The following is a 23,032-nucleotide window of genomic DNA, read 5'->3' on the forward strand; positions in this document are numbered from 1 at the left end:
AAAACCTACCCTTCCTCACTTAAATCTTCTTTATTATTCAAACGATGTGCAATCGTCTCTGGCTGAATTGGACTTAATACTACATGCCCATCATCCATAACAATAACCGCCCTTGTTTTTCTCCCATACGTAGCATCAAGCAAAGCATTATGTTCACGTGCTTCCTGTACTGTTCGTTTAATAGGAGCTGACTCCGGACTTACAATAGCAATAATTCGATGAGCAGATACAATATTTCCGTATCCAATATTTAAAAACCGCATGGCCATAGTTTGCGCCTCCTAGTAAGTCTATCCGATTTCTCCACCACGTATAACTTTATATATTTTTTGAAAGCTACTCAATATTTTGTACTTGTTCACGAATTTTTTCAAGGTTATTTTTCATTTCTACAACATATTTTGAAATTGTTAAGTCATTTGCCTTAGAACCAATCGTATTAATTTCTCTATGCAGCTCTTGCACGATGAAGTCCATTTTCCTTCCAACAGGCTCTTCAATCTGCAGTGTTTCACGAAATTGATCTAAATGACTTTGTAAACGAACTAACTCCTCGTGAATATCACAACGCTCTGCAAACATTGCGACTTCTGTTAGCAATCTTTGTTCATCTAAATCTTGATTATGTAATTCTTTTAAGCGATTTTCTAATCGTTCACGATATTTTTGTGTAACAATTGGTGCATGTGGAATAATTGCATTTACACAATTGTGAATCTCTTGCAAACGATACGCTATATCTTTATGTAATCGTTCTCCTTCGCCATCTCTCATCGTTTTTAACATATGAGCAGCTTGGCGAACAGCCTCATATAAACTGTTTTCAAATTGTTCATTTACATTTTCTATTTCTTCAATTGCCGTTACTTCTGGCATTCCCATTAGTTGCCCGATTGTAATAGAATCTTGTAATTGAAATTTCCCTTTTATATCTTCCATAATGGATTGGTACTGCTTGAGAAGCTCCCAATTCACACTTAATTTTCTTTCAACAAGCCCTTCACCTGTTATACTAATAGACACTTCAATACGTCCACGGCGAACTTGTTCTGCAATTATTTTACGAATTCTGTCTTCAAACACCATCATTTGCTTCGGAAGTCGAATACTCATTTCTAAAAAGCGATGGTTCACCGACTTCATTTCTACTGTTATTTGAAAAGTATCATTTTCTACTTTCGACCTTCCAAATCCTGTCATACTACAAATCATCTTTATCACATCCAAGCCATGAAATAACTCAATGAAAAAGGTAATAGAGACAAGGCTCTACTACCTTCTGTAAATTATATCATATTTTCATATCATTGACTATTTCAAGTTTAGTCCCTTCTTATATAACAGTGGCTTTTTCTTTTTATCCTTCGTTCTTGTTAATAAAGATCCTACTAATAAGAAAGTCGGAATAGATGATAATCCTCCAATTAACAACCAATCTCGTGCTTGTATCGGCATTGTGCTAAAAATCGGCTGTAATGGTGGATAATATATAACTACAAGCATTAACAGTAAAGAAATAATAACCGCCCCTACTAAATATATATTTCCAAACGGGTTACGATGAAATATAGAATGTTCACTACGACAATCAAATACATGAATAAGCTGAGCAAGTACTAATGTTGCAAAAGCTACCGTTTGTGCATACTTTAATTCATTTGGATGCTGGTTAAATGCAATAATAAACGCTACTAACGTCACTGCTCCGATTAGAAAACCACGACTTATAATTTTCCACGCAAGCCCTCTAGCGAACACCCCTTCTTTCGGATGGCGTGGTGTTCTCTTCATGACATCTCCTTCAGGCTTATCCAAACCTAATGCCATCGCTGGTAAACCGTCAGTAACTAAGTTCACCCATAAAATTTGAATTGGAACCATCGGCAATGGCAGTGCAAGTAACATCGCAAATAACATAACTAAAATTTCACCAACGTTAGATGCTAGCAAATATCGAATAAACTTCCGAATATTTTCATATATGTTTCTACCTTCTTTAATCGCCGATTTAATCGTAGCGAAGTTATCATCTAACAAAACAAGTGAAGAAGCTTCTTTTGCAACATCTGTCCCTGTAATTCCCATCGCAATCCCTATATCAGCTGTTTTAATAGCTGGAGCATCGTTCACTCCATCACCTGTCATAGCTACTATATGCCCCTTATTTTGCAGCGCCTTAACGATTTTCAATTTATGCTCAGGAGACACTCGAGCGAATACATACGTATCTTCTACAATATCTTCTAATGCCTCTACATCCATATTCGCAAGTTCTACACCTTCAACAACGCGTCCACCAGCTGGTAAAACCCCTAACTGTTCCGCAATTGCCATTGCTGTCACTTTATGATCTCCCGTAATCATTACCGTTCTAATACCAGCTTCCTTACACTCCTTCACCGCTTGCGCCACTTCTGGTCTTGGCGGATCTATCATTCCTTGTATTCCAACAAGCATAAAATCCTGCTCTACTTCTCTTTCATGCTCAATTGAATCTGTAGCTTTTAACGGTTTAAATGCCACCGCAATCGTTCGTAAAGCTTGACTTCCTAGACTATGAATCGCTGCCTGCACTTCTTTTCGATACATTTCACTTAAAGGCTGCTGTTTATTCCCCCATAAAATCGTTTGGCTCATTTGCAATAGAACATCTGGTGCTCCTTTTGTAATAACAAATTTTTTCCCTTCACGATCACGAACGATAACGCTCATCATTTTTCTAGTTGAATCAAAAGGAAATTCACGAATGACTTCAAATTTCCCTTTAAGAGCTTCACGTGATATTCCCGCCTTCATTGCAGCAGCTACGAGAGCTCCCTCTGTTGGATCTCCATCTAACACATACGTCTTTTTCTTTTGAATAACATTCGCATTATTACATAAACAGCCAAATGTGAGTAGTTGATACAGTGATTTCGTCTTAGAAGGGTCAATTACTTCTTCACCTTTCATAAACGAACCCGTTGGCTCATAGCCTTGACCTGTTACTTTCCACAATTCTCCGCCTGACCACATATGTGTTACCATCATTTTGTTTTGTGTCATTGTTCCTGTTTTATCTGAGCAAATAACAGAAGCACACCCTAACGTTTCTACAGCTGGCAACTTTCGCACAATTGCTCTCTTTTTAATCATGCGCTGTACACCAAGTGATAGCGCAACTGTAACGATAGCTGGTAATCCTTCCGGAATAGCCGCAACTGCGAGCGAAACCCCAGCCAAAAACATGTGATACACTTCATTCCCCTGATATACACCAGCTAATACTACAAGAGCTGTCAAAATAAGAGCGACAATAATTAAAATTTTCCCTAGCTGTTCTAACCTTCTTTGTAATGGTGTTTCCATTTGCTCAGCATTTTGCAACATATTTGCAATTTGGCCCATAGCTGTATTCATTCCAGTCGCTATGACTACCCCTGTTCCAGCACCTCTCGTTATCATCGTCCCCATAAATGCCATGTTTTTTTGATCACCAATTGAAACATCTTGGCCTTGTAATGCTTCTACCTTCTTTTGTACCGGTACTGACTCCCCTGTAAGAGCAGACTCTTCGATATATAAACTTGAAGATTCCACAAGACGAACATCCGCGCCAATACGATCACCACTAGAAAACTTAATAATATCACCTAATACAAGCGCTTTAGACGGCGCTTTTACCCACTTCCCATTTCTTAGCACCGTAACTTGAGGAGCTGCCAACTCTTTTAAAGCTTCCAACGATTTTTCAGCTTTCCTTTCTTGGAAGAAACCAAGGATACCATTGATAATAACGATTGCAACAATTGCAATTGAATCGATATATTCTCCTAAAAAAGCTGAAATAATTGTTGCACCAAATAAAACAAGTACCATAAAATCTTTAAATTGCGCTAAAAACACCATAAGTGCAGAAGGCCGCTTTGCTTCTTGCAATTCATTTGTACCAAATTTCCTTAATCGCCCCTCTGCTTCTTGCTCTGTAAGACCTACCTCCACATTCGTATTCGTTCTTTCCTCCACTTCATGTGCTCGCATTTCATACCAATTCATCCTGCCATCGACCTCCTGATTCCAGACATACTCTAATGAAAGCTTATTCAGCCTCGTCCAAAAAAATGCTATAATTAACTTTTAGTTAGAAAGGAGTGTTCATTTATGGCATTCGATGGATTATTTACAAGAGCGATTACACATGAAATTGCAAATTCTCTTTACACGGGAAGAATTTCCAAAATATATCAACCTTCAAAATACGAGATTTTATTACATATTCGCGCAAACGGAAAGAATCAAAAACTGATTCTCTCCGCTCATCCGACATATGCACGTTTACACTTAACAAACCAAAATTACGATTCACCCGCACTTCCACCAATGTTTTGTATGCTTCTCCGCAAGCATTTAGAAGGTGGTTTCATTGAAAAGATTGAACAAATTGATTTAGAGCGCATTATTCAAATTACAGTTCGCAGCAGAAATGAAATTGGTGATGAATCGCTAAAGACATTAGTAATTGAAATCATGGGACGACATAGTAACATCATTTTAGTAGACACAAAAACAAACAATATTTTAGATAGCTTAAAACACGTTTCTTTAGCAGTAAACCGACATCGAACCGTATACGCTGGAGCTGAATATATTGCACCACCAGCACAACATAAAATTAACCCGCTTCAGATTGAAACAGATGATGAATTTATTAGACCGCTAGACTTTCTATCTGGAAACATGGATAAACAGCTTGTCGGCACCTTTACGGGAATATCACCGTTATTCGCAAAAGAAGTAGTGAAAAAAGCAGGTTTGGTAAATGAAAAAGCATTATCTGAAGCATTTTTCTCCATACAAAAGCCATTACTAACTCATACATATTCACCAACAATGAGTACTGCAAACGGGAAAGAATTCTTTTATCTTTTCCCTCTTACGCACTTACAAGGAAAAGAAAAAACATTCTCATCAGTAAGCGAATTGTTAGATCGCTTCTTCTTCGGTAAAGCAGAGCGCGATCGTGTAAAACAACAGGCGCATGATTTAGAGCGCTTTATGCAAAACGAAAAAAATAAAAATGAGAAAAAACTCATTAAACTAGAAAAAACATTACAAGATGCCGGGAAAGCAGATAAATATCAACTTTTTGGAGAGCTACTTACAGCCAATATGTATGCTTTGAAAAAAGGTGACAAAGATATTGAAGTCGTTAACTATTACGACGAAAATGGTGGGACTGTAAAAATCACATTAGATCCTTTAAAAACACCATCCGACAATGCACAACGCTATTTCCAAAAATATCAAAAAGCAAAAAATTCAGTTGTTGTTGTAGAAGAACAAATCGAAAAAACAAATGAAGAAATTCTTTATTTTGATAGCTTACTTCAACAAATGGAAGCTGCTTCTTCAAAAGACATCGAAGAAATTCGCGAGGAATTAGCCGAAGAAGGTTATATGCGCAATCGCAAAGCAAAAAATGCTAAGAAGAAACCAACTAAACCGGTATTGGACAAATATTTAGCTAGTGATGGAACAGAAATTTTCGTCGGCAAAAACAATAAACAAAATGATTATTTAACAACGAAATTTGCCCGTCGTGATGAAATTTGGTTACATACGAAAGACATACCTGGCTCTCATGTTGTCATTCGTTCTTTGGAACCCGCTGAAGAAACTTTACTAGAGGCTGCAAAAATCGCCGCTTATTACAGTAAAGCAAAAGAGTCTAGCTCTGTACCTGTTGATTTCACGAAAATACGTCATGTGAAAAAACCGAGTGGTGCAAAACTTGGCTTTGTTACATATGACAATCAGCAAACTGTATATGTAACACCGGATGCTGATACTGTAATGAAATTAAAAGCATAAATATTAAAAAATGCGTTGCTTGCAAGCGACGCATTTTTTATATGGTTTCAATTCAGTTCATATATCCATTCACTAATTCATAACATCTTTCTTCCCTTCAATATTGTCAAAAAAATTGACAGTGTCATTTCACATCTGTATAAATTTTTTTACAATATGTATATAAAGTGCACCTTCAATCAATATCTTTTCATCCCCCCACTGATTATTGAAGTAATCTTGACTTTATGAACAAACCGCCTCCCACAAATAGCGGGCTAATTTTTTATCTCCCCTAAAACACATGTAGTTCCTACTATCTTTTCTTCAAATATACATTTTGGCACGCTATTTGCTTTATTCAATACTGTGAAAAGGGGGAAATTAACATGACTTTAAGAATTAATAAAATCCAAAATCAACTACAAAAATATGAAATTGACGGATTACTTATTACAAAAAAAGAAAATCGTCAATATGCAACAGGCTTTACAGGCAGCGCTGGCGTCGTCTTAATCTCTGCGGATAAAGCGGTTTTTATAACTGATTTTCGCTACGTAGATCAAGCGAAATCACAAATAAAAGACGCTGAAATTGTTATGCATAAAGGAAATTTAGAGAAAGAAGTTGCAAATCAAGTATCGAAATTAAACATTCAAAAACTTGGAATTGAAGAAAATAACATGACATTACAACAATATAAAAACTTACAAAAATACATACATGCGGAAATGGTGCAAGTGTGTGAAATTATCGAAGATATTCGTATTATTAAAGACACACCTGAAATAGAAACAATGAAAATTGCGGCTAATATTGCTGACGACGCATTTCACCACATCCTTAAGTTTCTAAAACCGGGAATAAGTGAACATGATGTACGAGATGAGTTAGAATTTTTCATGCGAAAAAAAGGTGCTACATCCTCATCATTTCAAATTATTGTAGCTTCTGGCGTTCGTTCTTCACTTCCTCATGGAGTTGCATCAAATAAAATAATCGAACGAGGCGACATCGTTACATTAGATTTCGGTGCACTTTACGACGGATATTGTTCCGATATTACACGTACTGTAGCAATAGGGGAACCATCAGAAGAATTCAAAAAGATATACAATGTTGTACGAGAAGCGTTAAAACGTGGGACTGAAGCGATTAAGCCTGGAGAAACTGCGAAAAGTATCGATGATATAACGAGAGATTACATTACAGAACATGGATACGGTCAATATTTCGGTCACTCTACTGGTCATGGTCTTGGGTTAGAAATACATGAACCGCTTCGCCTATCCCAAGAAAGTAAGGCTACTTTAGAAGAAGGTATGGTTGTTACAGTTGAACCAGGTATTTATATACCAAACTGGGGCGGTTGTAGAATTGAAGATGATATCGTCATTACAAAAGACGGATATGAAGTTATTACAAAATCAAATAAAGAGCTAATTGTTATTCCTTGTTAATAGTTTAAAGTTTTTAACAGGATTTTTTCATTGCACATAAAATTCCTTCTCTGGGGTATTCATTTAAAGAGGGGGCATTTAAATTGAATTTTGTAATTGATAAAATAGATGGTTTACAAGTTGAATTTTCAAAACTTGTTTCCATGATGAATTACGCTCGCTATACAACAATGCAGGCTGTCGAAGGCTTAACAATTGAAGAACTTGATTATTTATATGATGATGAAGCAAATTCAATTGGTATGTTATTGTACCCTATGGCCGCTGTTGAATTTTACTACCAGATTCATACTTTTGAAGACCGTGAACCAACGGAAGCTGAATTAGAACGTTGGTTACCTGGTATTGAGTTAGGTGATCTTGGACGTGAGAAAATAAAAGGAAACGCTATAGAATTTTACATGCATACATTACAAGAAGTACGTTCCAAAACAATCGAAACTTTTCAAACGTTACCTGATGAATGGTTATTTAAAACGACAGAATTTTGGTATGACAAACCAGCAAATAACTACTTTAAATGGTTTCACGTATTTGAAGATGAAATCAATCATCGTGGACAAATTCGTTTAATTAAAAAGATGCAAAAAGCTCATGCAGTAAAATGAGAAAATGCCACCGAATAAGGTGGCATTTTCTTTTATTCATTAACGAATAGCTTTTCGTTTACTGTTTTAGTGACTACCGCTACCAACATTAAAATGCATATTAAATATAGCAATTTTGCAATAAATAACCACCCTTGAAACATTACAATTCCATCTATTATCTCATTTCCTTTCAATAACAAAAATGGAATCGTACCAATTATAATGACAAACTCGATACTGAAAACAATTTTCTTTTTTCGACTATATGCTTTCCATTCATCCCAGCGATACATGGGAGCAAAAATCAATACTCCTATACATAATATAACGCCTATCCATTCACTTTTAAGAAATTGTCCTGAAATGACTGATAATATTAAACAACCGAGCACACCATAATACCCTATTTTTTCTCTCATTCGCACTCCCCCCGTTCTATTCGCTCTTTAATATGTAACTCCCTATTCTTATCATGACTCCTAGAAAAATGACGACTACAATTACAAGATAAAGACCTTTCGCAGACGACATCCATTCTTGAAAAATAGACATTTTCTCCATTTGCCTTTGCCCCTCTATTAAAATAAACCCTACGACAAATGAACAAACAACAATGATACCTATCATAATTCCAATACTTTTCTTACTATATTGTTTCATGTCATCCCAACGATATAACAGTATAAAAACAAACCCGAGAACAGGTATAATACTTATCCATTCATTCTTTGTAAATAGATTTAAAATGATTAATAGACTACAAGATATAATAAATCCCCAAAAACCAATTTTTTTGTGCATAGCCCCTCCTTTAATTCCATTTTTAGGATTAATTGTATTGTAACATCCATTTTTAAGTCTTACCATTACAGTACATGAAATTTTATTTTTTTCTTTTTCCTATACTCACATACTTTCACTGCTTTCATACAATGAACTACACGAACGCCTAAGGATGTGAATGTTATGGGAGTTGAATTAACGCTTTTACACGCTCTCTATATTCTTTGTTTACTCACTATTATTACCTTCTTTATTTTTAGAAAAGATACGACGATCATTTGTATCGTTTTTATCTTTTTACTGGCATTAACCGCAACAAGTTCTATTCCTCTTGCCATTAGCGGTATTTTTCAAAGCTTCATCTACGCCATTACTGAACTATTACCAACTATATTAATCATCTCCATTATCGTATCCATGAGCAATCTACTCGTTCATACTGGCATAAATGATACAATGATTTCACCATTTACAAAGATGATTCGTACCCCTACCCTCGCCTACTGGATTATCGGCCTTTTGATGATGACAATTTCTTTCTTCTTTTGGCCCTCTCCTGCTGTCGCCTTAATGGGAGCAATTTTATTACCTGTCGCTGTACGTGTAGGCCTTCCGCCAATTGGGGTTGCGATTGCTATGAACTTATTCGGACACGGCATCTCCTTATCTGGTGACTTCGTTATTCAAGGTGCACCAAAATTAACCGCTGACGCTGCTGGGTTGCCTGTTTCTAGCGTTGTTTCTGCCAGTGTTCCCCTCGTTATCGTTATGGGTATTGTAACAACTTCTGTCGCATTCTTCTTCTTACGAAAAAAATTTCATACAGGCTTATCTATACAAGAATCTATTCCATCAACTGAGTCTTCTAAAACGCTCACTTCATTATCTTCTCGGACAACAAAATGGCTCGCTATTTGTATTCCGATCGTATATGCCATCGATATTCTTTGCATGATTCAATTTAAACTACAAGGAAGCGACGCAACAGCACTTATCGGCGGGACGACTGTTATTATGATTATCATCATTTCTCTCATCGCCTACAAAGGAAATGGACTAAATAAAACGACCGATTATTTTATAGAGGGGCTCCAATTTGGATTTAAAATTTTCGGGCCAGTTATTCCAATCGCTGCACTCTTTTATTTAGGAGATAGCGGCTTTGTAAAAATTATCGGGGACTATTTACCGAAAGGTTCACACGGAATTATTAACGACTTAGGAATCGCCTTATCTCAAACGGTTCCTTTAAATCAATATGTATCCGCAGGAACATTAACTATCGTTGGTGTTATAACAGGGTTAGATGGATCAGGTTTTTCAGGTATATCACTTGCTGGTTCGATTGCAAATCTTTTCGGCACAGCACTTGGTCATGGAACAGCTACATTAACAGCACTCGGACAAATTGCAGCTATATGGACCGGGGGAGGAACGTTAATTCCTTGGGCACTTATTCCTGCCGCTGCCATTTGTAAAGTTGATCCATTTGAACTTGCACGCCGAAACTTTTTACCGGTTGTGATTGGCTTAATTGTCACCACGATCGTTGCGATGTTTATTTTATAACGTAAGCAATTGTTCTCTTGCTTACGTTTTTTATTGTGAAATCCATCATGTATTACTGACTTTCAAAAGGGATTACGTATATGTTAGCGAAATTATATTAAGAGAGTATTTATTTCAAAACGTTTACGAGAAACAGATTACTTCCATTAGAAAAGGGGACATAACTATGAATGAATTGATTTTCGTCTTATTAATTTGTCCATTACTTATCTTTATCGTTTCTGTTATTGGAACACGTAGAACGAAAACGTATTACGTAATGCCGATTGTAACGTTTGCTAGTTTTTTAATAATAGGTGTTATCGCCCTTACTCCAAAATTTTTCTTTTGGGTTGGTATGTACAGCATCTTCTCATTTATTGTTTCTTATATGACTCTATTGTTTGTAAGAGGATATGAAGTTGCAGAAAACGCTAAATAGTTATTAGCAAGGAGATTATAATATGATTTTCTTTGATGTCGATGGAACTTTACTTGATTATGAGACTGCTGAGAAAAATGGTATCTCGCATTTCTTCCAACAGTATAATGATATTTTTTCAGGAAACGAATTAGAGGCCTCGAAACTATGGCATGAATTATCCGAACAATATTTCAACAAATTTTTATCCAAAGAATTATCTTTTCAAGAACAACAAGGGATGCGAATGTATCATTTATTTAAAACATATGGAGTAAACTTATCACCCGGGGAATCTCAGCACAAATTCAATCAATATATAGAACTATATAAGAACAACTGGACCGTGTTTGAAGATGTACTCTATACATTACAATCCTTACAGCAAAGAGGATATTCATTGGGCATCATTAGTAATGGCGACTATGAACAACAAATCGAAAAGTTAACTGCTCTAAACATTCTACAATATTTCAAATACATATTTACTTCTAGTGAAATTGGTATTTCGAAACCAGACCCAGAAATTTTCCACAGAGCCGGATTACAATCGAATCTTGAAATGAAAGATTGCTATTATATTGGCGATCGATTAGAAACAGATGCAATTAGTAGTACAATAGCTGGAATGCATGGGATTTGGTTAAACCGGAACGACTCACTGCTAAAATACGATGTGCCCACAATACGTTCTTTACGCGAATTTTTAACAAGGATATAAAAAGACGACCGCGTTCCCCCGCAGTCGTCTTTTTTCATATTACGCTGTAACCCAAGCCTCGTCCGCTGGATTTTTACGCCACTCTTGTAATTTTTTCGTTTCAGCTTGTCCAATCATACCTTTTTCTGCTGCAACTTCAGTTAATGCACTGTAATCACTTAAAGAATATGACGCTACGTTAGCTGCTTCTAATTTTTCTTTTCCTGACTCTAGCTCGTATGTGAAGATTGATACGATTCCTAATACTTCACAGCCAGCTTCGCGAAGTGCTTCTACACATGTAATTGCACTACCGCCAGTTGAAATTAAGTCTTCTACTACTACTACTTTTTGACCCTTTTCAGCTTTTCCTTCGATTTGGTTCCCTTTGCCGTGACCTTTTGCCTTACTACGTACGTAGCACATTGGTAAATCCATACGATCGCTTACCCATGCAGCGTGCGCAATACCAGCAGTTGCTGTTCCTGCAATAACTTCTACAGTTGGGAAGTGCTCTTTAATTAACTCTTCTAATCCAGCTGCAATCGCTTGACGTACTTTTGGATAAGATAAAGTTAAACGATTATCACAATAAATTGGTGATTTCATACCAGAAGACCAAGTAAATGGATCATTCGGTTGTAAAAATACTGCTCCAATTTCTAATAAATGCGATGCGATTTCTTTTTTCATACTGTTACACCTTCCCACTGTTGTTTTACTGTTTTATACGCTTCAAGCGGATTTTCTGCTTTTGTAATACTACGTCCAACTACGATGTAGCTTGAACCAAGTTCCCTCGCACGTTTCGGTGTTGCTACGCGCACTTGGTCATTTACATCATCGCTTGCAAGACGAATCCCCGGTGTTACTGTTACAAATTCATTTCCGCATACTTCACGTAATTTTGGAACTTCAAGTGTTGAACAAACAACTCCATCAAGTCCACTTTCTTTCGTTAATTTTGCATAATGAGCAACCGCTTCTTCTAACGTTTTCTCAATGCCGATCTCTTTTTTCATCATAGCTTCCGAAGTGCTTGTTAGTTGTGTAACTGCAATACAAATCGGTCTCTCTTTTCCTTCTTGCTTACCTTCCTCTAATCCCTCAATCGCAGCTTTCATCATACTGCTTCCCCCAGCAGCATGAACATTTACCATATCAACTTCTAGACTAGCTAGGCTACGCATAGCGCTTTTTACTGTATTCGGAATATCATGAAGTTTTAAATCTAGGAAGATCTTATGCCCTTTTTCTTTTAAGTACGTAATAATCGCAGGGCCTTCTTTGTAAAATAACTCCATACCAACTTTGACAAATAACTCTTCTCCTTCAAAGTGGTGTAAGAATTGTTCTACATCTTGTTTCCCTGGAAAATCTAGTGCAACAATTAACGACTGTGACATGTTTGCTTCCAGCTCCTTCCTTGACACTCCGAAATGTGATCAAATCCTAATTCATCTAGTAATGCTGGTAACTCTTCAATAATTGTCGGACATACAAACGGGTCTATGAAGTTCGCTGTACCTACTGCAACCGCGCTTGCGCCAGCATAGAAGAATTCAATTACATCTTCCGCAGTTTCAATACCACCCATTCCGATAATCGGAATGTTAACCGCTTGACTTACTTCATGTACCATACGAATTGCTACTGGCTTAATCGCTGGCCCTGATAGTCCGCCCGTACGGTTTGCTAAAATCGGTTTTGCAGTTTTTAAATCTAGACGCATACCAAGCAATGTATTAATCATCGTTAAACCGTCCGCACCCGCATTTTCAATTGCTTTTGCAATCTCCACAATGTTTGCCACGTTGGGTGACAATTTCACATATACCGGTACTTCAGAAACCTCTTTTACTCGCTTCGTTAAATCAGCAGCAATTTCAGGATTTGTACCAAAAGCGATACCACCCGTTTTTACGTTTGGACAAGAAATATTTAATTCTAGCGCATGAACATTAGGTGCCTTTGAAATTTCCTTCGCAACTGCTACATAATCCTCAGCTTGTGAGCCAGCAACATTTGCAATAATCGGAAGATCAAATTGCTCGAGAAAAGGTAATTCAGAATTCATTACCTTTTCTAATCCAGGATTTTGAAGCCCGATTGCATTTAGCATTCCACCTGGTGTTTCAGCAACACGAGGTGTTGGGTTTCCGTAACGAGGCTGTTCTGTTGTCGCTTTAATCATAATTGATCCAAGTACACTTAAATCATAGAACTGTGCATACTCACGACCAAATCCGAAGCAACCAGATGCTGGGATGATTGGATTTTTTAATGATAACCCTGGTAATTCAACTTGCAATCTGTTCATAGTACAACCTCCCCGATTGGAAATACTGGTCCGTCGCTACACACCTTCTTGTAAGAATGTCCACTCGGATCTGCTTGCAGATGGCATACACATGCGAAACATGCTCCAATACCACAGCCCATACGCTCTTCTAATGAAATGTAGGCTTTTCTCTCTTTATAGCGTCCTTCTAATGCACGAAGCATCGCTAAAGGTCCACATGAGTATAGAATGTCAAAGTCAATTCCATAGCTATCAATTACATCTGTTACAAAGCCTTCTGTACCATGCGTACCATCAACTGTTGCAACATACGTATCACCAAGCTCTGCGAATTTCTCTTCATAGAAGACAACATCTTTCGTTTGGAAACCTAAGATGTGAATAACGCGTACTCCCTTTGCTACAAGACGCTGTGACAATTCATATAGTGGTGGTACACCAATTCCCCCTCCAACTAATAGAGCCGTTTGTCCAGCTTCCGCTTCTTCTACAGGAAAACCATGTCCAAGTGGTCCTAACACATCTACAAGTTCGCCTTGTTTTCTTTTTGCTAATGTTTTTGTTCCTTGTCCTTCCGCACGATATAGCATTGTAAATTCGTTCTTATCTTGATCGACATTACAAATACTAATTGGGCGGCGCAGAAGGGGCGTGATGCCCTCTGCTACCTTAATGTGTACAAACTGCCCTGGGTCGTTCATTTGCTGCACAAGATCCCCTTGAAGCACTAATTCGTAAATATTTTTTGCGATTTCTTTTTGGTTAACGACGATCATATTTTGCTTTTGCATCATGCATGTACCACCTCGTGACGCTTCGTTTGCGTAATTTCTTTCATTGAATGAGCTGAGAATGTCATAGATTCTAATACTCGTAAGATTGCTCTCGTTGTATCAAGTGATGTTAAGCAAGCCACACCATTTTCTACTGATTCACGGCGAATGCGGAAACCATCACGCGCTGGTTGTTTGCCTTTTGTTAATGTATTGATTACAAACTGTGCTTTTCCTTGACGGATAATATCAAGTAAGTTGTAGTCTTCAGAATCAATTTTGTTTACAACTTGCACTGGGATATTTTGCTCTGCTAATGTTTGTGCCGTTCCAGCTGTTGCTAATAAATTGTAGCCAATTTCGTGGAAACGTTTTGCAATTTCCATTGCCTCTTCTTTATCTTTATCCGCTACAGTAATGATTACTGATCCGTGCGTTGGAATGTTAATTCCTGAAGCAACTAACCCTTTGTATAATGCTTTTTCAAGAGTTAAGTCTTTACCCATTACTTCCCCTGTTGATTTCATTTCAGGTCCTAATGTTGTATCAACTGAGCGTAGTTTCGCAAATGAGAATACCGGTGCTTTTACATACACTTCCTTCTCTTCTGGGTGATAACCAGTTCCATATCCTTGTTCTACAAGGTTTTGCCCTAAAATAACTTTCGTTGCAACATTCGCCATCGGTACGCCTGTAATTTTACTTAAGAATGGTACTGTACGGCTCGCACGTGGATTTACTTCAATTACATACACTTCATCTTTGAATACTACAAACTGAATGTTTAGTAATCCAATAATGTTTAATCCTTTTCCAAGTGCAATTGTATGTTCAATAATTTGTTCTTTCAGTTTTGCAGATAAGCTTTGTGGTGGATATACTCCGATTGAGTCACCAGAGTGAACTCCAGCGCGTTCAATATGTTCCATAATACCTGGAATGAATACATTCTCACCGTCTGAAATTGCATCTACTTCAATTTCTTTACCAACCATGTAACGGTCGATTAATACTGGGTGATCTGCGTGAACTTTAACCGCATTTTTCATGTAGTGCAGCAGTTCTTCTTGACGATATACGATTTCCATCGCACGTCCACCTAGTACGTAAGATGGTCTTACTAATACTGGGTAACCAATTTTGTCAGCGATTGCTACTGCTTGCTCTACAGTCGTTGCTGTTTTACCAACTGGTTGCGGAATACCAAGCTGTGTTAGAGCTGCTTCAAACTTATCACGATCTTCTGCACGGTCTAAATCTTCAAGTGATGTTCCTAAGATTTTCACACCGTGAGCCTCTAATTTAGCAGCTAAGTTAATTGCCGTTTGTCCACCGAATTGGACGATAACACCTTCTGGCTTTTCTAAATCGATAATGTGCATTACATCTTCGATTGTTAATGGCTCAAAGTATAATTTGTCAGAAATACTGAAGTCTGTTGAAACTGTTTCTGGATTGTTATTAACAATGATTGCCTCATATCCAGCTTCTTTAATTGCCCATACAGAGTGAACTGTTGCATAGTCAAACTCAACACCTTGACCGATACGGATTGGACCAGACCCTAGTACAACAACACTCTTACGATCTGTTATAACCGATTCATTCTCGTCACCATATGTGCTGTAGTAGTATGGTGTTGCAGATTCAAATTCTGCCGCACAAGTATCTACCATTTTATAAACAGGAGTTATATTGCTTTCTTTACGCATATCGTAAATTTCACGCTCTGTTTTGCTCCAAGCATTGGCGATGTAATGGTCACTGAAGCCCATTTCTTTCGCTGATTGTAATACTTCCATATTTCCTGCATTTGCTTTTACTTCGCGTTCCATGTTTACGATATTTTCAACTTTTTGTAAGAAGAAGAAGTCCATTTCACACCAATCGTTGATTTCTTCTTTCGTTACACCTTGACGGATTGCTTCTGCTACAATAAACAGTCGCTCATCATCAGCTTTTATAATGCGTTTTTTCATTGTCTCTTTATCAAGCTCTTTTAAATGCTCTAACTCTAAGTGATAAACGCCAAGTTCTAAAGAACGAACCGCTTTTAATAATGATTGCTCTAAGTTACGTCCGATTGACATAACTTCACCAGTTGCCTTCATTTGTGTACCAAGCGTTCTGTTTGCTGATTCAAACTTATCAAATGGCCAACGTGGAATTTTTGAAACAACATAGTCTAATGCTGGCTCGAAACAAGCGTATGTCTTTTGTGTTACTGGGTTTATAATTTCATCTAATGTTAAACCGACTGCAATTTTTGCCGCTAATTTAGCAATTGGATATCCAGTTGCTTTAGATGCTAGTGCAGATGAACGACTTACACGCGGGTTTACTTCGATTACATAGTATTGGAAGCTATGTGGATCAAGTGCAAGCTGAACGTTACATCCGCCTTCAATTCCTAATGCACGAATAATTCTTAATGAAGTGTTTCGTAACATTTGATACTCACGGTCACTTAATGTTTGGCTCGGTGCTACAACGATAGAATCACCTGTGTGAACCCCAACTGGATCGATATTTTCCATGTTACATACTACAATCGCGTTATCATTCGAATCACGCATTACTTCATATTCAATTTCCTTGCAACCAGCAATACTCTTTTCTAATAAACACTGTGTCACTGGACTATGTTTTAAACCACCTGATACGATTTCAATTAATTCCTCTTCATTACTACAGATTCCGCCACCTGTTCCCCCCATTGTAAATGCCGGGCGAACAATAACTGGATAACCAATTTCTTTTACAAATTCATGTGCTTCTTCTAGCGTATGAATAATCGTACTAGATGGAATTGGTTCATTTAATTCCTGCATTAATGTACGGAATAAATCACGATCTTCCGCTTGCTCGATTGCTGATAATTTTGTTCCTAAAATTTCAACTCCACACTCTTCAAGTATGCCTGATTTCGCAAGTTCAACAGCCATATTTAGACCTGTTTGACCACCTAATGTTGGTAGGATTGCATCTGGACGTTCTTTACGAATGATACGGCTTACGAATTCTAATGTTAACGGTTCTATATATACTTTATCTGCTGTTGCAGTATCTGTCATAATTGTTGCTGGGTTAGAGTTAACAAGGATTACTTTGTAACCTTCTTCTCTAAGAGATTGACAAGCTTGTGTACCAGAGTAATCAAACTCTGCGGCTTGCCCAATTACAATTGGTCCTGATCCGATTACTAAAATTGTGTTAATGTCTAGGCGTTTTGGCATAACTCTTCCCCTTCTTTCTTGAAGTTTTCAATCATTTCTAAGAAATCTTCGAATAAATCATTTGCATCTTCTGGTCCTGCTGAAGCTTCTGGATGATATTGTACTGTAAATGCTGGGAACTTCGTATGACGAAGACCTTCTACTGTTCCATCATTTAAAGCGACATGTGTAATTTCAAGTTCTGTATTTTCAACTGATTCTTCTTCTACTGCGTAACCATGGTTTTGAGATGTAATTGCTACTTTTCCAGTTGTAAGGTTTTTTACTGGATGGTTTAAACCACGGTGACCGAATTTTAACTTACTTGTATTCGCACCAGATGCTAGTGCGAACAATTGATGTCCTAAGCAAATTCCGAATAAAGGAACTTTACCGATAATGTCTTTTAGCATTTCAATCGCTTCTGGCACATCTTTTGGATCTCCAGGTCCGTTACTTAACATAATTCCATCTGGGCTAAGGCGTAAAATCTCTTCTGCTGTTGTATTGTAAGGTACTACAATTACATCACAATCACGCTTATTTAATTCTCTTAAAATACCATGTTTCATTCCGAAGTCTACAAGTACAACTCGGTGTCCACGGCCTGGACTTGGGTATGGGTCTTTCGTTGATACGCGTTTCACGTGATCTGTAAATACTGTCGCTTTTAATTGACTCACGATGTATTCTACATCTGCATCCATGTTACATAGACGTCCACGTAATGTACCGTATTGACGAATTTTTCTCGTTAATTTTCTCGTATCAATTCCTGCTAACCCTGGGATGTTTCTTTCTTTTAAGTAATCATTTAACGAAATTTCATTACGGAAGTTTGATGGGTGATCACAAATTTCGTTTACGATTAAGCCATTTACAGATGGGTGAATCGATTCAAAATCGTCACGGTTGATGCCGTAGTTTCCGATTAATGGGTACGTGAATGTTACGATTTGACCGCAATATGATGGATCAGATAATGTTTCTTGATATCCAGTCATTCCTGTTGTAAATACAACCTCACCTGACTTTTCGATTTCTCCTCCGAAACCTTTTCCAATTAATACTGTTCCATCTTCTAAGATAAGTTGTCTTTTCATACTAATGCACTCTCCTTTTGCCATGCGATCTTACCACCAACGATTGTCATTACCGGCCACCCTTGGCATTTCCAACCTGCGAATGGTGTATTTTTTCCTTTTGATAAGAATGTTGTTGGATCAATCTCTTCTTCTTGTTCTAAATCAATGATTGTAATATCAGCTGTTCTACCTTCTTTCAGGCGACCTGCTTCTAAGCCGAATGTATCAGCTGGCTTTTCTGTTAAGAATTGAATTAACTGCTCTAATGTAATAATTCCTTTTTTCACAAGGTTTGTGTATAGAAGTGGGAATGCTGTTTCAAAACCAGTAATTCCGAATGGTGCTCTTTCAATTCCTTGTGCTTTCTCTTCCGCTGTATGCGGTGCATGATCAGTTGCGATCATATCGATTGTTCCATCTAATAGCCCTTCAATTAACGCTGCGTGGTCTTCTTTTCCACGAAGCGGTGGGTTCATTTTAAAGTTAGGATCAGCTGACGGGATATCATCTTCACATAACACTAAGTGATGCGGTGTTACTTCTGCTGTTACTTTGATTCCAGCGCGTTTCGCATCACGGATTACACGTACAGATCCTTTTGTACTTACGTGACATACGTGATAGTGACAATCTGCCGCTTCAGCAAGCAGTATATCCCTTGCAATATGTACAGATTCACATACTGATGGGATACCGTTTAGTCCGTGTTTCTCAGAAAACTTCCCTTCATGTACACAACCTTTATTAATAAGTGTATTCTCTTCACAGTGTGCAACTACTGCCATATTCAATTTCGCTGCACGCTTCATAGCAGCTAACATCATGCTCGCATCTTGTACGCCTACGCCGTCATCAGTGAAAGCAAATGCTCCAAGTTCTTTTAACGTTTCGAAATCTGTCATTTCAGAACCCGCTTGGCGTACTGTAATTGCTCCGTATGGTAGTACGTTGACATGTGCTTTTTCTTTAATACGTTTTTGCAAGTCTTCCATATGTTCTCTGCAATCTGGTACTGGGCGTGTATTTGGCATTGCACAAATTGTAGTGAATCCACCTTTTGCTGCTGCAAGTGTTCCTGTTTCAATTGTCTCTTTATGTTCACCACCTGGTTCACGAAGATGTACGTGTACATCTACTAATCCAGGTGCGATTAACTTTCCATTTACGTCGATTACTTCAGCATTATCTGCCGTAATATTTTCTGCTACTTTCGCAATTTTACCGTCTTGTACGAGAAGATCTGTTGCTACAATGTTTCCTTCTTCATTCATATAACGACCATTTTTAAACAAATAATTCATGTTTCATTCCTCCTAATACATTTGGTAAGGCGCGTTTTAGTACAGCCATTCTTACGTAAACTCCATTTTCCATTTGTTTGAATATGCGCGAACGCTCACACTCAACAAGTTCACTTGCAATTTCAACATCACGGTTTACAGGAGCTGGATGCATAATAATGCTTCCTTCTTTCATACGTTTTTCTCTTTCAACTGTTAATCCATGTTGCTTGTGATACTCTTTCATAATGTCTGTTTCATAATGATCATGACGCTCGTGTTGTACACGAAGTAACATCATTACATCCACTTCTGGAACAAGTTCATCTAATGATTTGTATGTTCCAAATGTGTTATCTTCATCTTTCCACTCTTCTGGGCTTGCAAAGTAAATTGTCGCGCCCAGTTTCGTTAATGCTTCTGCATTAGAACGTGCTACTCGGCTATGTCGAACATCTCCAACTATTGCAATCTTCAAACCTTCAAATCTTCCAAACTCTTGTTTAATTGTTAGAAGATCGAGCAGACATTGCGTTGGATGATTTCCACATCCATCTCCAGCATTCAAGATTGGAATGTTTACTTGATCTTTCAGCTCATCGAAGTAACGATCTTGCTCATGGCGGATGACTACCGCTTTTGTTCCGACTGATTCTAGTGTTCTTATCGTGTCGTATAAAGTTTCTCCTTTTTGTACGCTAGATGCATCTGCTGAAAAGTTTAAAACATCAAGTCCTAATCTCTTCTCAGCAACTTCGAAGCTAAATCTCGTTCTCGTACTATTTTCAAAAAACAAGTTTGCTACAAATGTTTGCTCTGTTGTTTTGCTCTCTTTTCCATTCGCAAAATCTTCTGCGTCTTTTAGGATTTCTGAAATTTCTAGTTCCGATAATTCACTCATCGTTAACAAATGGTTCATCGTCATCCCTCATCTTTCTGATTTTTATGTTATCACTTTTGTATTTATATAACAATATCTGTATAAAAATACCCTAGTCATGTGAGACTAGGGTGCAAGGAAGAAGCCACCCTTTTCTGTCTCACAGGACTGATTTAAAAGGTTGTTTTTATGAAGCAATCTGCTTAGATTGTTTTATTTGTTTTGTTTCTGGTAACAGTAGATTTAACAGTACACCTACAATCGCTGCTAGTGCCATTCCTTCTACTTGGAACGATTCTCCTACGTGAAGTACCGCTCCACCAATGCCGATTACTAGTATTACTGATGCAATCATTAAGTTTCGTTTGTCGCTTAAGTCTGTTTTATCATCTACCATCATGCGTAATCCGCTTGATGCAATTACACCGAATAGTAAGATTGATACGCCACCCATAACTGGTGTTGGTATGGAGTGGATCAGCGCGGAAATCTTACCGACAAACCCAAACACGATTGCGAATACTGCTGAACCGATGAATAAGTATACACTATACGCTCTCGTAATTGCTAGCACACCGATGTTTTCACCGTATGTTGTATTCGGTGGTCCACCGATCAGTGATGCGATTAATGTTGCTACACCATCACCGAATATCGAACGATGTAAGCCTGGTTTTTCAATTAAATCTCTTTTAATAACATTTCCAAGTACAATTTGATGTCCGATATGTTCTGAAATTGTTACTAGTGCAACTGGTACCATTAAAAGTACGATCTTCCACGAGAACTCCGGAGTGTATGTTACAAACGGTACTGTGAAATCTGGTACAACAAACCATTTTGCCTCAGCTACCGGCTTTAAGTCTACTAGCCCTTGGAAGTAAGCAAAGATATATCCGCCGATGATGCCAAGCAGTACTGGTATTATGCTGAAAAATCCTCTTCCGAATATAGAGCAGATAATTGTAATTGCTAATGTTACTAATGCTACTGAAAAGTGTGTAATGCTATACTTACCATCCGCACCGTTCATCGCCATGTTCACCGCTGTATGTGCTAAAGCTAAACCGATTACCATTACGACTGGTCCAACTACGATTGGCGGAAGTAATTTCATTATCCACTCTGACCCAGATTTCTTAATTCCGAGTGAGATTAAGATGTACACAAGTCCCGCTAGTAAACCACCAAGCATTGCTGCTCCCGGTCCACCTGCTGTTTTTGCTGTAATAATCGGTGCGATAAAGGCGAATGATGATCCTAGATAGGCAGGTACTTGACCTTTCGTTATAAGAAGAAACGCTAACGTTCCTAATCCACTTGATATTAATGCTACTGACGGATTCAATCCTGTTAAAAACGGAACAAGCACTGTTGATCCAAACATCGCGAACAAATGTTGTATACTTAAAAATAACCATTTTCCCGGTTTCGGTACTTCATTAACGTCTAACACTGGCTTTTGTTCCATTGTTACATCCTCCTTCAGTTTAATTCTTTGCAATAAAAAAACTCTTTGTGCCTGTGCACAAAGAGTCCTACACTTTCGTATGCCAAATTTGACATATGAAAGCCAAGACCCTTTGGCAGCCTCACAGGACTACATTTAAAAGGGCTTTACTTATCGTATATGCTTACTCGATCTTGTTGATCTGTCTCTTGCAAATCAACTTCGATACGCTCTTCACTAGATGTTGGAATGTTCTTTCCTACATAATCAGCGCGAATTGGTAATTCACGATGACCTCTATCAACAAGAACAGCCAATTGGATTTGTGATGGTCTACCTAAATCCATAAGAGCATCCATTGCTGCTCGAACTGTTCTTCCTGTATATAACACATCATCCACAAGGATAACTTTTTTCTTCGTAATATCTACAGGAATATCAGAACCTTTTACAAGTGGTTCTTTATGTTTCGATTGTAGTGTTAAATCATCACGATATAACGTAATATCTAACTCTCCTACTTCCATCTCTTTTCCTTCAATTTGACCAATTCGTTCTGCCAAACGTTGTGCAATAAAAATTCCACGTGTTTTTATTCCGACAAGAACACAGTTATCGACACCTTTATTTCGTTCCACGATTTCATGACTAATTCGTGTTAAAGCGCGGCGAATCATTTGGTCATCTAAAACGACAGCTTTCTCTTGCATGCTCTA

The 23,032-nt window shown here is 37.7% G+C and carries 21 protein-coding genes; 6 read left to right on the forward strand and 15 right to left on the reverse strand.

The window, feature by feature from the left end:
- Positions 1-5: 5 nt before the first annotated feature.
- The 3 genes from remA to LUS72_RS19180 form a co-directional block, all read right to left on the reverse strand.
- Positions 6-269 (reverse strand): extracellular matrix/biofilm regulator RemA, encoded by a 264-nt coding sequence (gene remA, locus LUS72_RS19170; protein WP_001251456.1) that lies wholly within the window; start codon positions 267-269, stop codon positions 6-8.
- A gap of 67 nt (positions 270-336) precedes the next feature.
- Positions 337-1,212, reverse strand: a complete 876-nt coding sequence (locus LUS72_RS19175; RefSeq protein WP_097830941.1) for a YicC/YloC family endoribonuclease — start codon at positions 1,210-1,212, stop codon at positions 337-339.
- Positions 1,213-1,311: 99 nt separating this feature from the next.
- Complete coding sequence (locus LUS72_RS19180; protein WP_264447970.1) at positions 1,312-4,035, reverse strand: calcium-translocating P-type ATPase, SERCA-type; 2,724 nt, start codon at positions 4,033-4,035, stop codon at positions 1,312-1,314.
- Positions 4,036-4,140: 105 nt separating this feature from the next.
- On the opposite strand from LUS72_RS19180, the gene LUS72_RS19185 reads away from it, so the two are divergent.
- The 3 genes from LUS72_RS19185 (at position 4,141) to LUS72_RS19195 (ending at position 7,897) form a co-directional block, all read left to right on the forward strand.
- Entirely contained in the window at positions 4,141-5,850 is a 1,710-nt protein-coding gene (locus LUS72_RS19185; protein ID WP_097830939.1) for an Rqc2 family fibronectin-binding protein, read from the forward strand.
- A 368-nt stretch (positions 5,851-6,218) separates the two neighbouring features.
- Entirely contained in the window at positions 6,219-7,289 is a 1,071-nt protein-coding gene (locus tag LUS72_RS19190) for a M24 family metallopeptidase (RefSeq protein ID WP_097830938.1), read from the forward strand.
- A gap of 83 nt (positions 7,290-7,372) precedes the next feature.
- Positions 7,373-7,897: a DinB family protein gene (locus LUS72_RS19195; protein WP_097830937.1), complete on the forward strand. Its 525-nt coding sequence runs from the start codon at positions 7,373-7,375 to the stop codon at positions 7,895-7,897.
- 32 nt (positions 7,898-7,929) lie between these two features.
- On the opposite strand, the gene LUS72_RS19200 is transcribed toward LUS72_RS19195, so the two are convergent.
- Positions 7,930-8,298 (reverse strand): YoqO family protein, encoded by a 369-nt coding sequence (locus LUS72_RS19200; RefSeq protein WP_097830936.1) that lies wholly within the window; start codon positions 8,296-8,298, stop codon positions 7,930-7,932.
- A gap of 16 nt (positions 8,299-8,314) precedes the next feature.
- Positions 8,315-8,746 carry a YoqO family protein gene (locus LUS72_RS19205; protein WP_170960990.1) on the reverse strand — a complete coding sequence of 144 codons (432 nt, stop codon included), beginning with the start codon at positions 8,744-8,746 and terminating at the stop codon, positions 8,315-8,317.
- 99 nt (positions 8,747-8,845) lie between these two features.
- Here LUS72_RS19205 and LUS72_RS19210 point away from each other — a divergent pair, with 99 nt between their 5' ends.
- The 3 genes from LUS72_RS19210 to LUS72_RS19220 all read left to right on the forward strand — a co-directional run bounded on the left by LUS72_RS19210 (position 8,846) and on the right by LUS72_RS19220 (position 11,352).
- A complete protein-coding gene (locus tag LUS72_RS19210; protein WP_264447996.1) occupies positions 8,846-10,231 on the forward strand; it encodes a hypothetical protein in 1,386 nt (461 codons plus the stop codon).
- A gap of 166 nt (positions 10,232-10,397) precedes the next feature.
- Complete coding sequence (locus LUS72_RS19215; RefSeq protein ID WP_097830933.1) at positions 10,398-10,652, forward strand: YbeF family protein; 255 nt, start codon at positions 10,398-10,400, stop codon at positions 10,650-10,652.
- A 22-nt stretch (positions 10,653-10,674) separates the two neighbouring features.
- Entirely contained in the window at positions 10,675-11,352 is a 678-nt protein-coding gene (locus tag LUS72_RS19220; protein ID WP_097830932.1) for an HAD family hydrolase, read from the forward strand.
- Between the two features lie 39 nt (positions 11,353-11,391).
- On the opposite strand, the gene pyrE is transcribed toward LUS72_RS19220, so the two are convergent.
- The 10 genes from pyrE to pyrR form a co-directional block, all read right to left on the reverse strand.
- Entirely contained in the window at positions 11,392-12,024 is a 633-nt protein-coding gene (gene pyrE / locus LUS72_RS19225; protein ID WP_000711455.1) for an orotate phosphoribosyltransferase, read from the reverse strand.
- Complete coding sequence (gene pyrF, locus LUS72_RS19230; RefSeq protein WP_097830931.1) at positions 12,021-12,737, reverse strand: orotidine-5'-phosphate decarboxylase; 717 nt, start codon at positions 12,735-12,737, stop codon at positions 12,021-12,023. Before pyrF ends, pyrE begins: the two co-directional genes overlap by 4 nt.
- Entirely contained in the window at positions 12,722-13,651 is a 930-nt protein-coding gene (gene pyrD / locus LUS72_RS19235; protein ID WP_001081053.1) for a dihydroorotate oxidase B catalytic subunit, read from the reverse strand. Before pyrD ends, pyrF begins: the two co-directional genes overlap by 16 nt.
- Positions 13,648-14,427, reverse strand: a complete 780-nt coding sequence (gene pyrK / locus LUS72_RS19240; RefSeq protein WP_000983346.1) for a dihydroorotate oxidase B electron transfer subunit — start codon at positions 14,425-14,427, stop codon at positions 13,648-13,650. The genes pyrD and pyrK overlap by 4 nt, the downstream gene beginning before the upstream one ends.
- The gene (carB, locus tag LUS72_RS19245) at positions 14,424-17,642 is read right to left on the reverse strand and encodes a carbamoyl-phosphate synthase large subunit (protein WP_097830930.1); all 3,219 of its coding nucleotides are present in this window, start codon (positions 17,640-17,642) and stop codon (positions 14,424-14,426) included. The genes pyrK and carB overlap by 4 nt, the downstream gene beginning before the upstream one ends.
- Positions 17,627-18,724 (reverse strand): carbamoyl phosphate synthase small subunit, encoded by a 1,098-nt coding sequence (locus LUS72_RS19250; protein ID WP_097830929.1) that lies wholly within the window; start codon positions 18,722-18,724, stop codon positions 17,627-17,629. Before LUS72_RS19250 ends, carB begins: the two co-directional genes overlap by 16 nt.
- Positions 18,721-20,007: a dihydroorotase gene (gene pyrC, locus LUS72_RS19255; RefSeq protein WP_097830928.1), complete on the reverse strand. Its 1,287-nt coding sequence runs from the start codon at positions 20,005-20,007 to the stop codon at positions 18,721-18,723. Before pyrC ends, LUS72_RS19250 begins: the two co-directional genes overlap by 4 nt.
- The gene (pyrB, locus tag LUS72_RS19260) at positions 19,991-20,905 is read right to left on the reverse strand and encodes an aspartate carbamoyltransferase (protein WP_097830927.1); all 915 of its coding nucleotides are present in this window, start codon (positions 20,903-20,905) and stop codon (positions 19,991-19,993) included. Before pyrB ends, pyrC begins: the two co-directional genes overlap by 17 nt.
- Before the next feature lie 148 nt (positions 20,906-21,053).
- Positions 21,054-22,337 (reverse strand): uracil permease, encoded by a 1,284-nt coding sequence (gene uraA / locus LUS72_RS19265; protein ID WP_141533252.1) that lies wholly within the window; start codon positions 22,335-22,337, stop codon positions 21,054-21,056.
- 146 nt (positions 22,338-22,483) lie between these two features.
- On the reverse strand, positions 22,484-23,026 hold the full coding sequence (gene pyrR, locus LUS72_RS19270) for a bifunctional pyrimidine operon transcriptional regulator/uracil phosphoribosyltransferase (RefSeq protein ID WP_001156489.1): 543 nt from the start codon (positions 23,024-23,026) through the stop codon (positions 22,484-22,486).
- Positions 23,027-23,032 lie beyond the last annotated feature (6 nt).

The sequence above is a fragment of the Bacillus cereus genome (genome assembly GCF_025917685.1).
GTDB classification, from domain to species: Bacteria; Bacillota; Bacilli; order Bacillales; family Bacillaceae_G; genus Bacillus_A; species Bacillus_A cereus_AT.

Bases quoted from the DNA above. Each gene is read 5' to 3' on its own strand.
- remA (WP_001251456.1), bottom strand. From the start codon at position 269: ATGGCCATGCGGTTTTTAAATATTGGATACGGAAATATTGTATCTGCT.
- LUS72_RS19175 (WP_097830941.1), bottom strand. From the start codon at position 1,212: ATGATTTGTAGTATGACAGGATTTGGAAGGTCGAAAGTAGAAAATGAT.
- LUS72_RS19180 (WP_264447970.1), bottom strand. From the start codon at position 4,035: ATGAATTGGTATGAAATGCGAGCACATGAAGTGGAGGAAAGAACGAAT.
- LUS72_RS19185 (WP_097830939.1), top strand. From the start codon at position 4,141: ATGGCATTCGATGGATTATTTACAAGAGCGATTACACATGAAATTGCA.
- LUS72_RS19190 (WP_097830938.1), top strand. From the start codon at position 6,219: ATGACTTTAAGAATTAATAAAATCCAAAATCAACTACAAAAATATGAA.
- LUS72_RS19200 (WP_097830936.1), bottom strand. From the start codon at position 8,298: ATGAGAGAAAAAATAGGGTATTATGGTGTGCTCGGTTGTTTAATATTA.
- LUS72_RS19205 (WP_170960990.1), bottom strand. From the start codon at position 8,746: ATGGTAAGACTTAAAAATGGATGTTACAATACAATTAATCCTAAAAAT.
- LUS72_RS19210 (WP_264447996.1), top strand. From the start codon at position 8,846: ATGGGAGTTGAATTAACGCTTTTACACGCTCTCTATATTCTTTGTTTA.
- LUS72_RS19215 (WP_097830933.1), top strand. From the start codon at position 10,398: ATGAATGAATTGATTTTCGTCTTATTAATTTGTCCATTACTTATCTTT.
- LUS72_RS19220 (WP_097830932.1), top strand. From the start codon at position 10,675: ATGATTTTCTTTGATGTCGATGGAACTTTACTTGATTATGAGACTGCT.
- pyrE (WP_000711455.1), bottom strand. From the start codon at position 12,024: ATGAAAAAAGAAATCGCATCGCATTTATTAGAAATTGGAGCAGTATTT.
- pyrF (WP_097830931.1), bottom strand. From the start codon at position 12,737: ATGTCACAGTCGTTAATTGTTGCACTAGATTTTCCAGGGAAACAAGAT.
- pyrD (WP_001081053.1), bottom strand. From the start codon at position 13,651: ATGAACAGATTGCAAGTTGAATTACCAGGGTTATCATTAAAAAATCCA.
- pyrK (WP_000983346.1), bottom strand. From the start codon at position 14,427: ATGATGCAAAAGCAAAATATGATCGTCGTTAACCAAAAAGAAATCGCA.
- carB (WP_097830930.1), bottom strand. From the start codon at position 17,642: ATGCCAAAACGCCTAGACATTAACACAATTTTAGTAATCGGATCAGGA.
- LUS72_RS19250 (WP_097830929.1), bottom strand. From the start codon at position 18,724: ATGAAAAGACAACTTATCTTAGAAGATGGAACAGTATTAATTGGAAAA.
- pyrC (WP_097830928.1), bottom strand. From the start codon at position 20,007: ATGAATTATTTGTTTAAAAATGGTCGTTATATGAATGAAGAAGGAAAC.
- pyrB (WP_097830927.1), bottom strand. From the start codon at position 20,905: ATGAACCATTTGTTAACGATGAGTGAATTATCGGAACTAGAAATTTCA.
- uraA (WP_141533252.1), bottom strand. From the start codon at position 22,337: ATGGAACAAAAGCCAGTGTTAGACGTTAATGAAGTACCGAAACCGGGA.
- pyrR (WP_001156489.1), bottom strand. From the start codon at position 23,026: ATGCAAGAGAAAGCTGTCGTTTTAGATGACCAAATGATTCGCCGCGCT.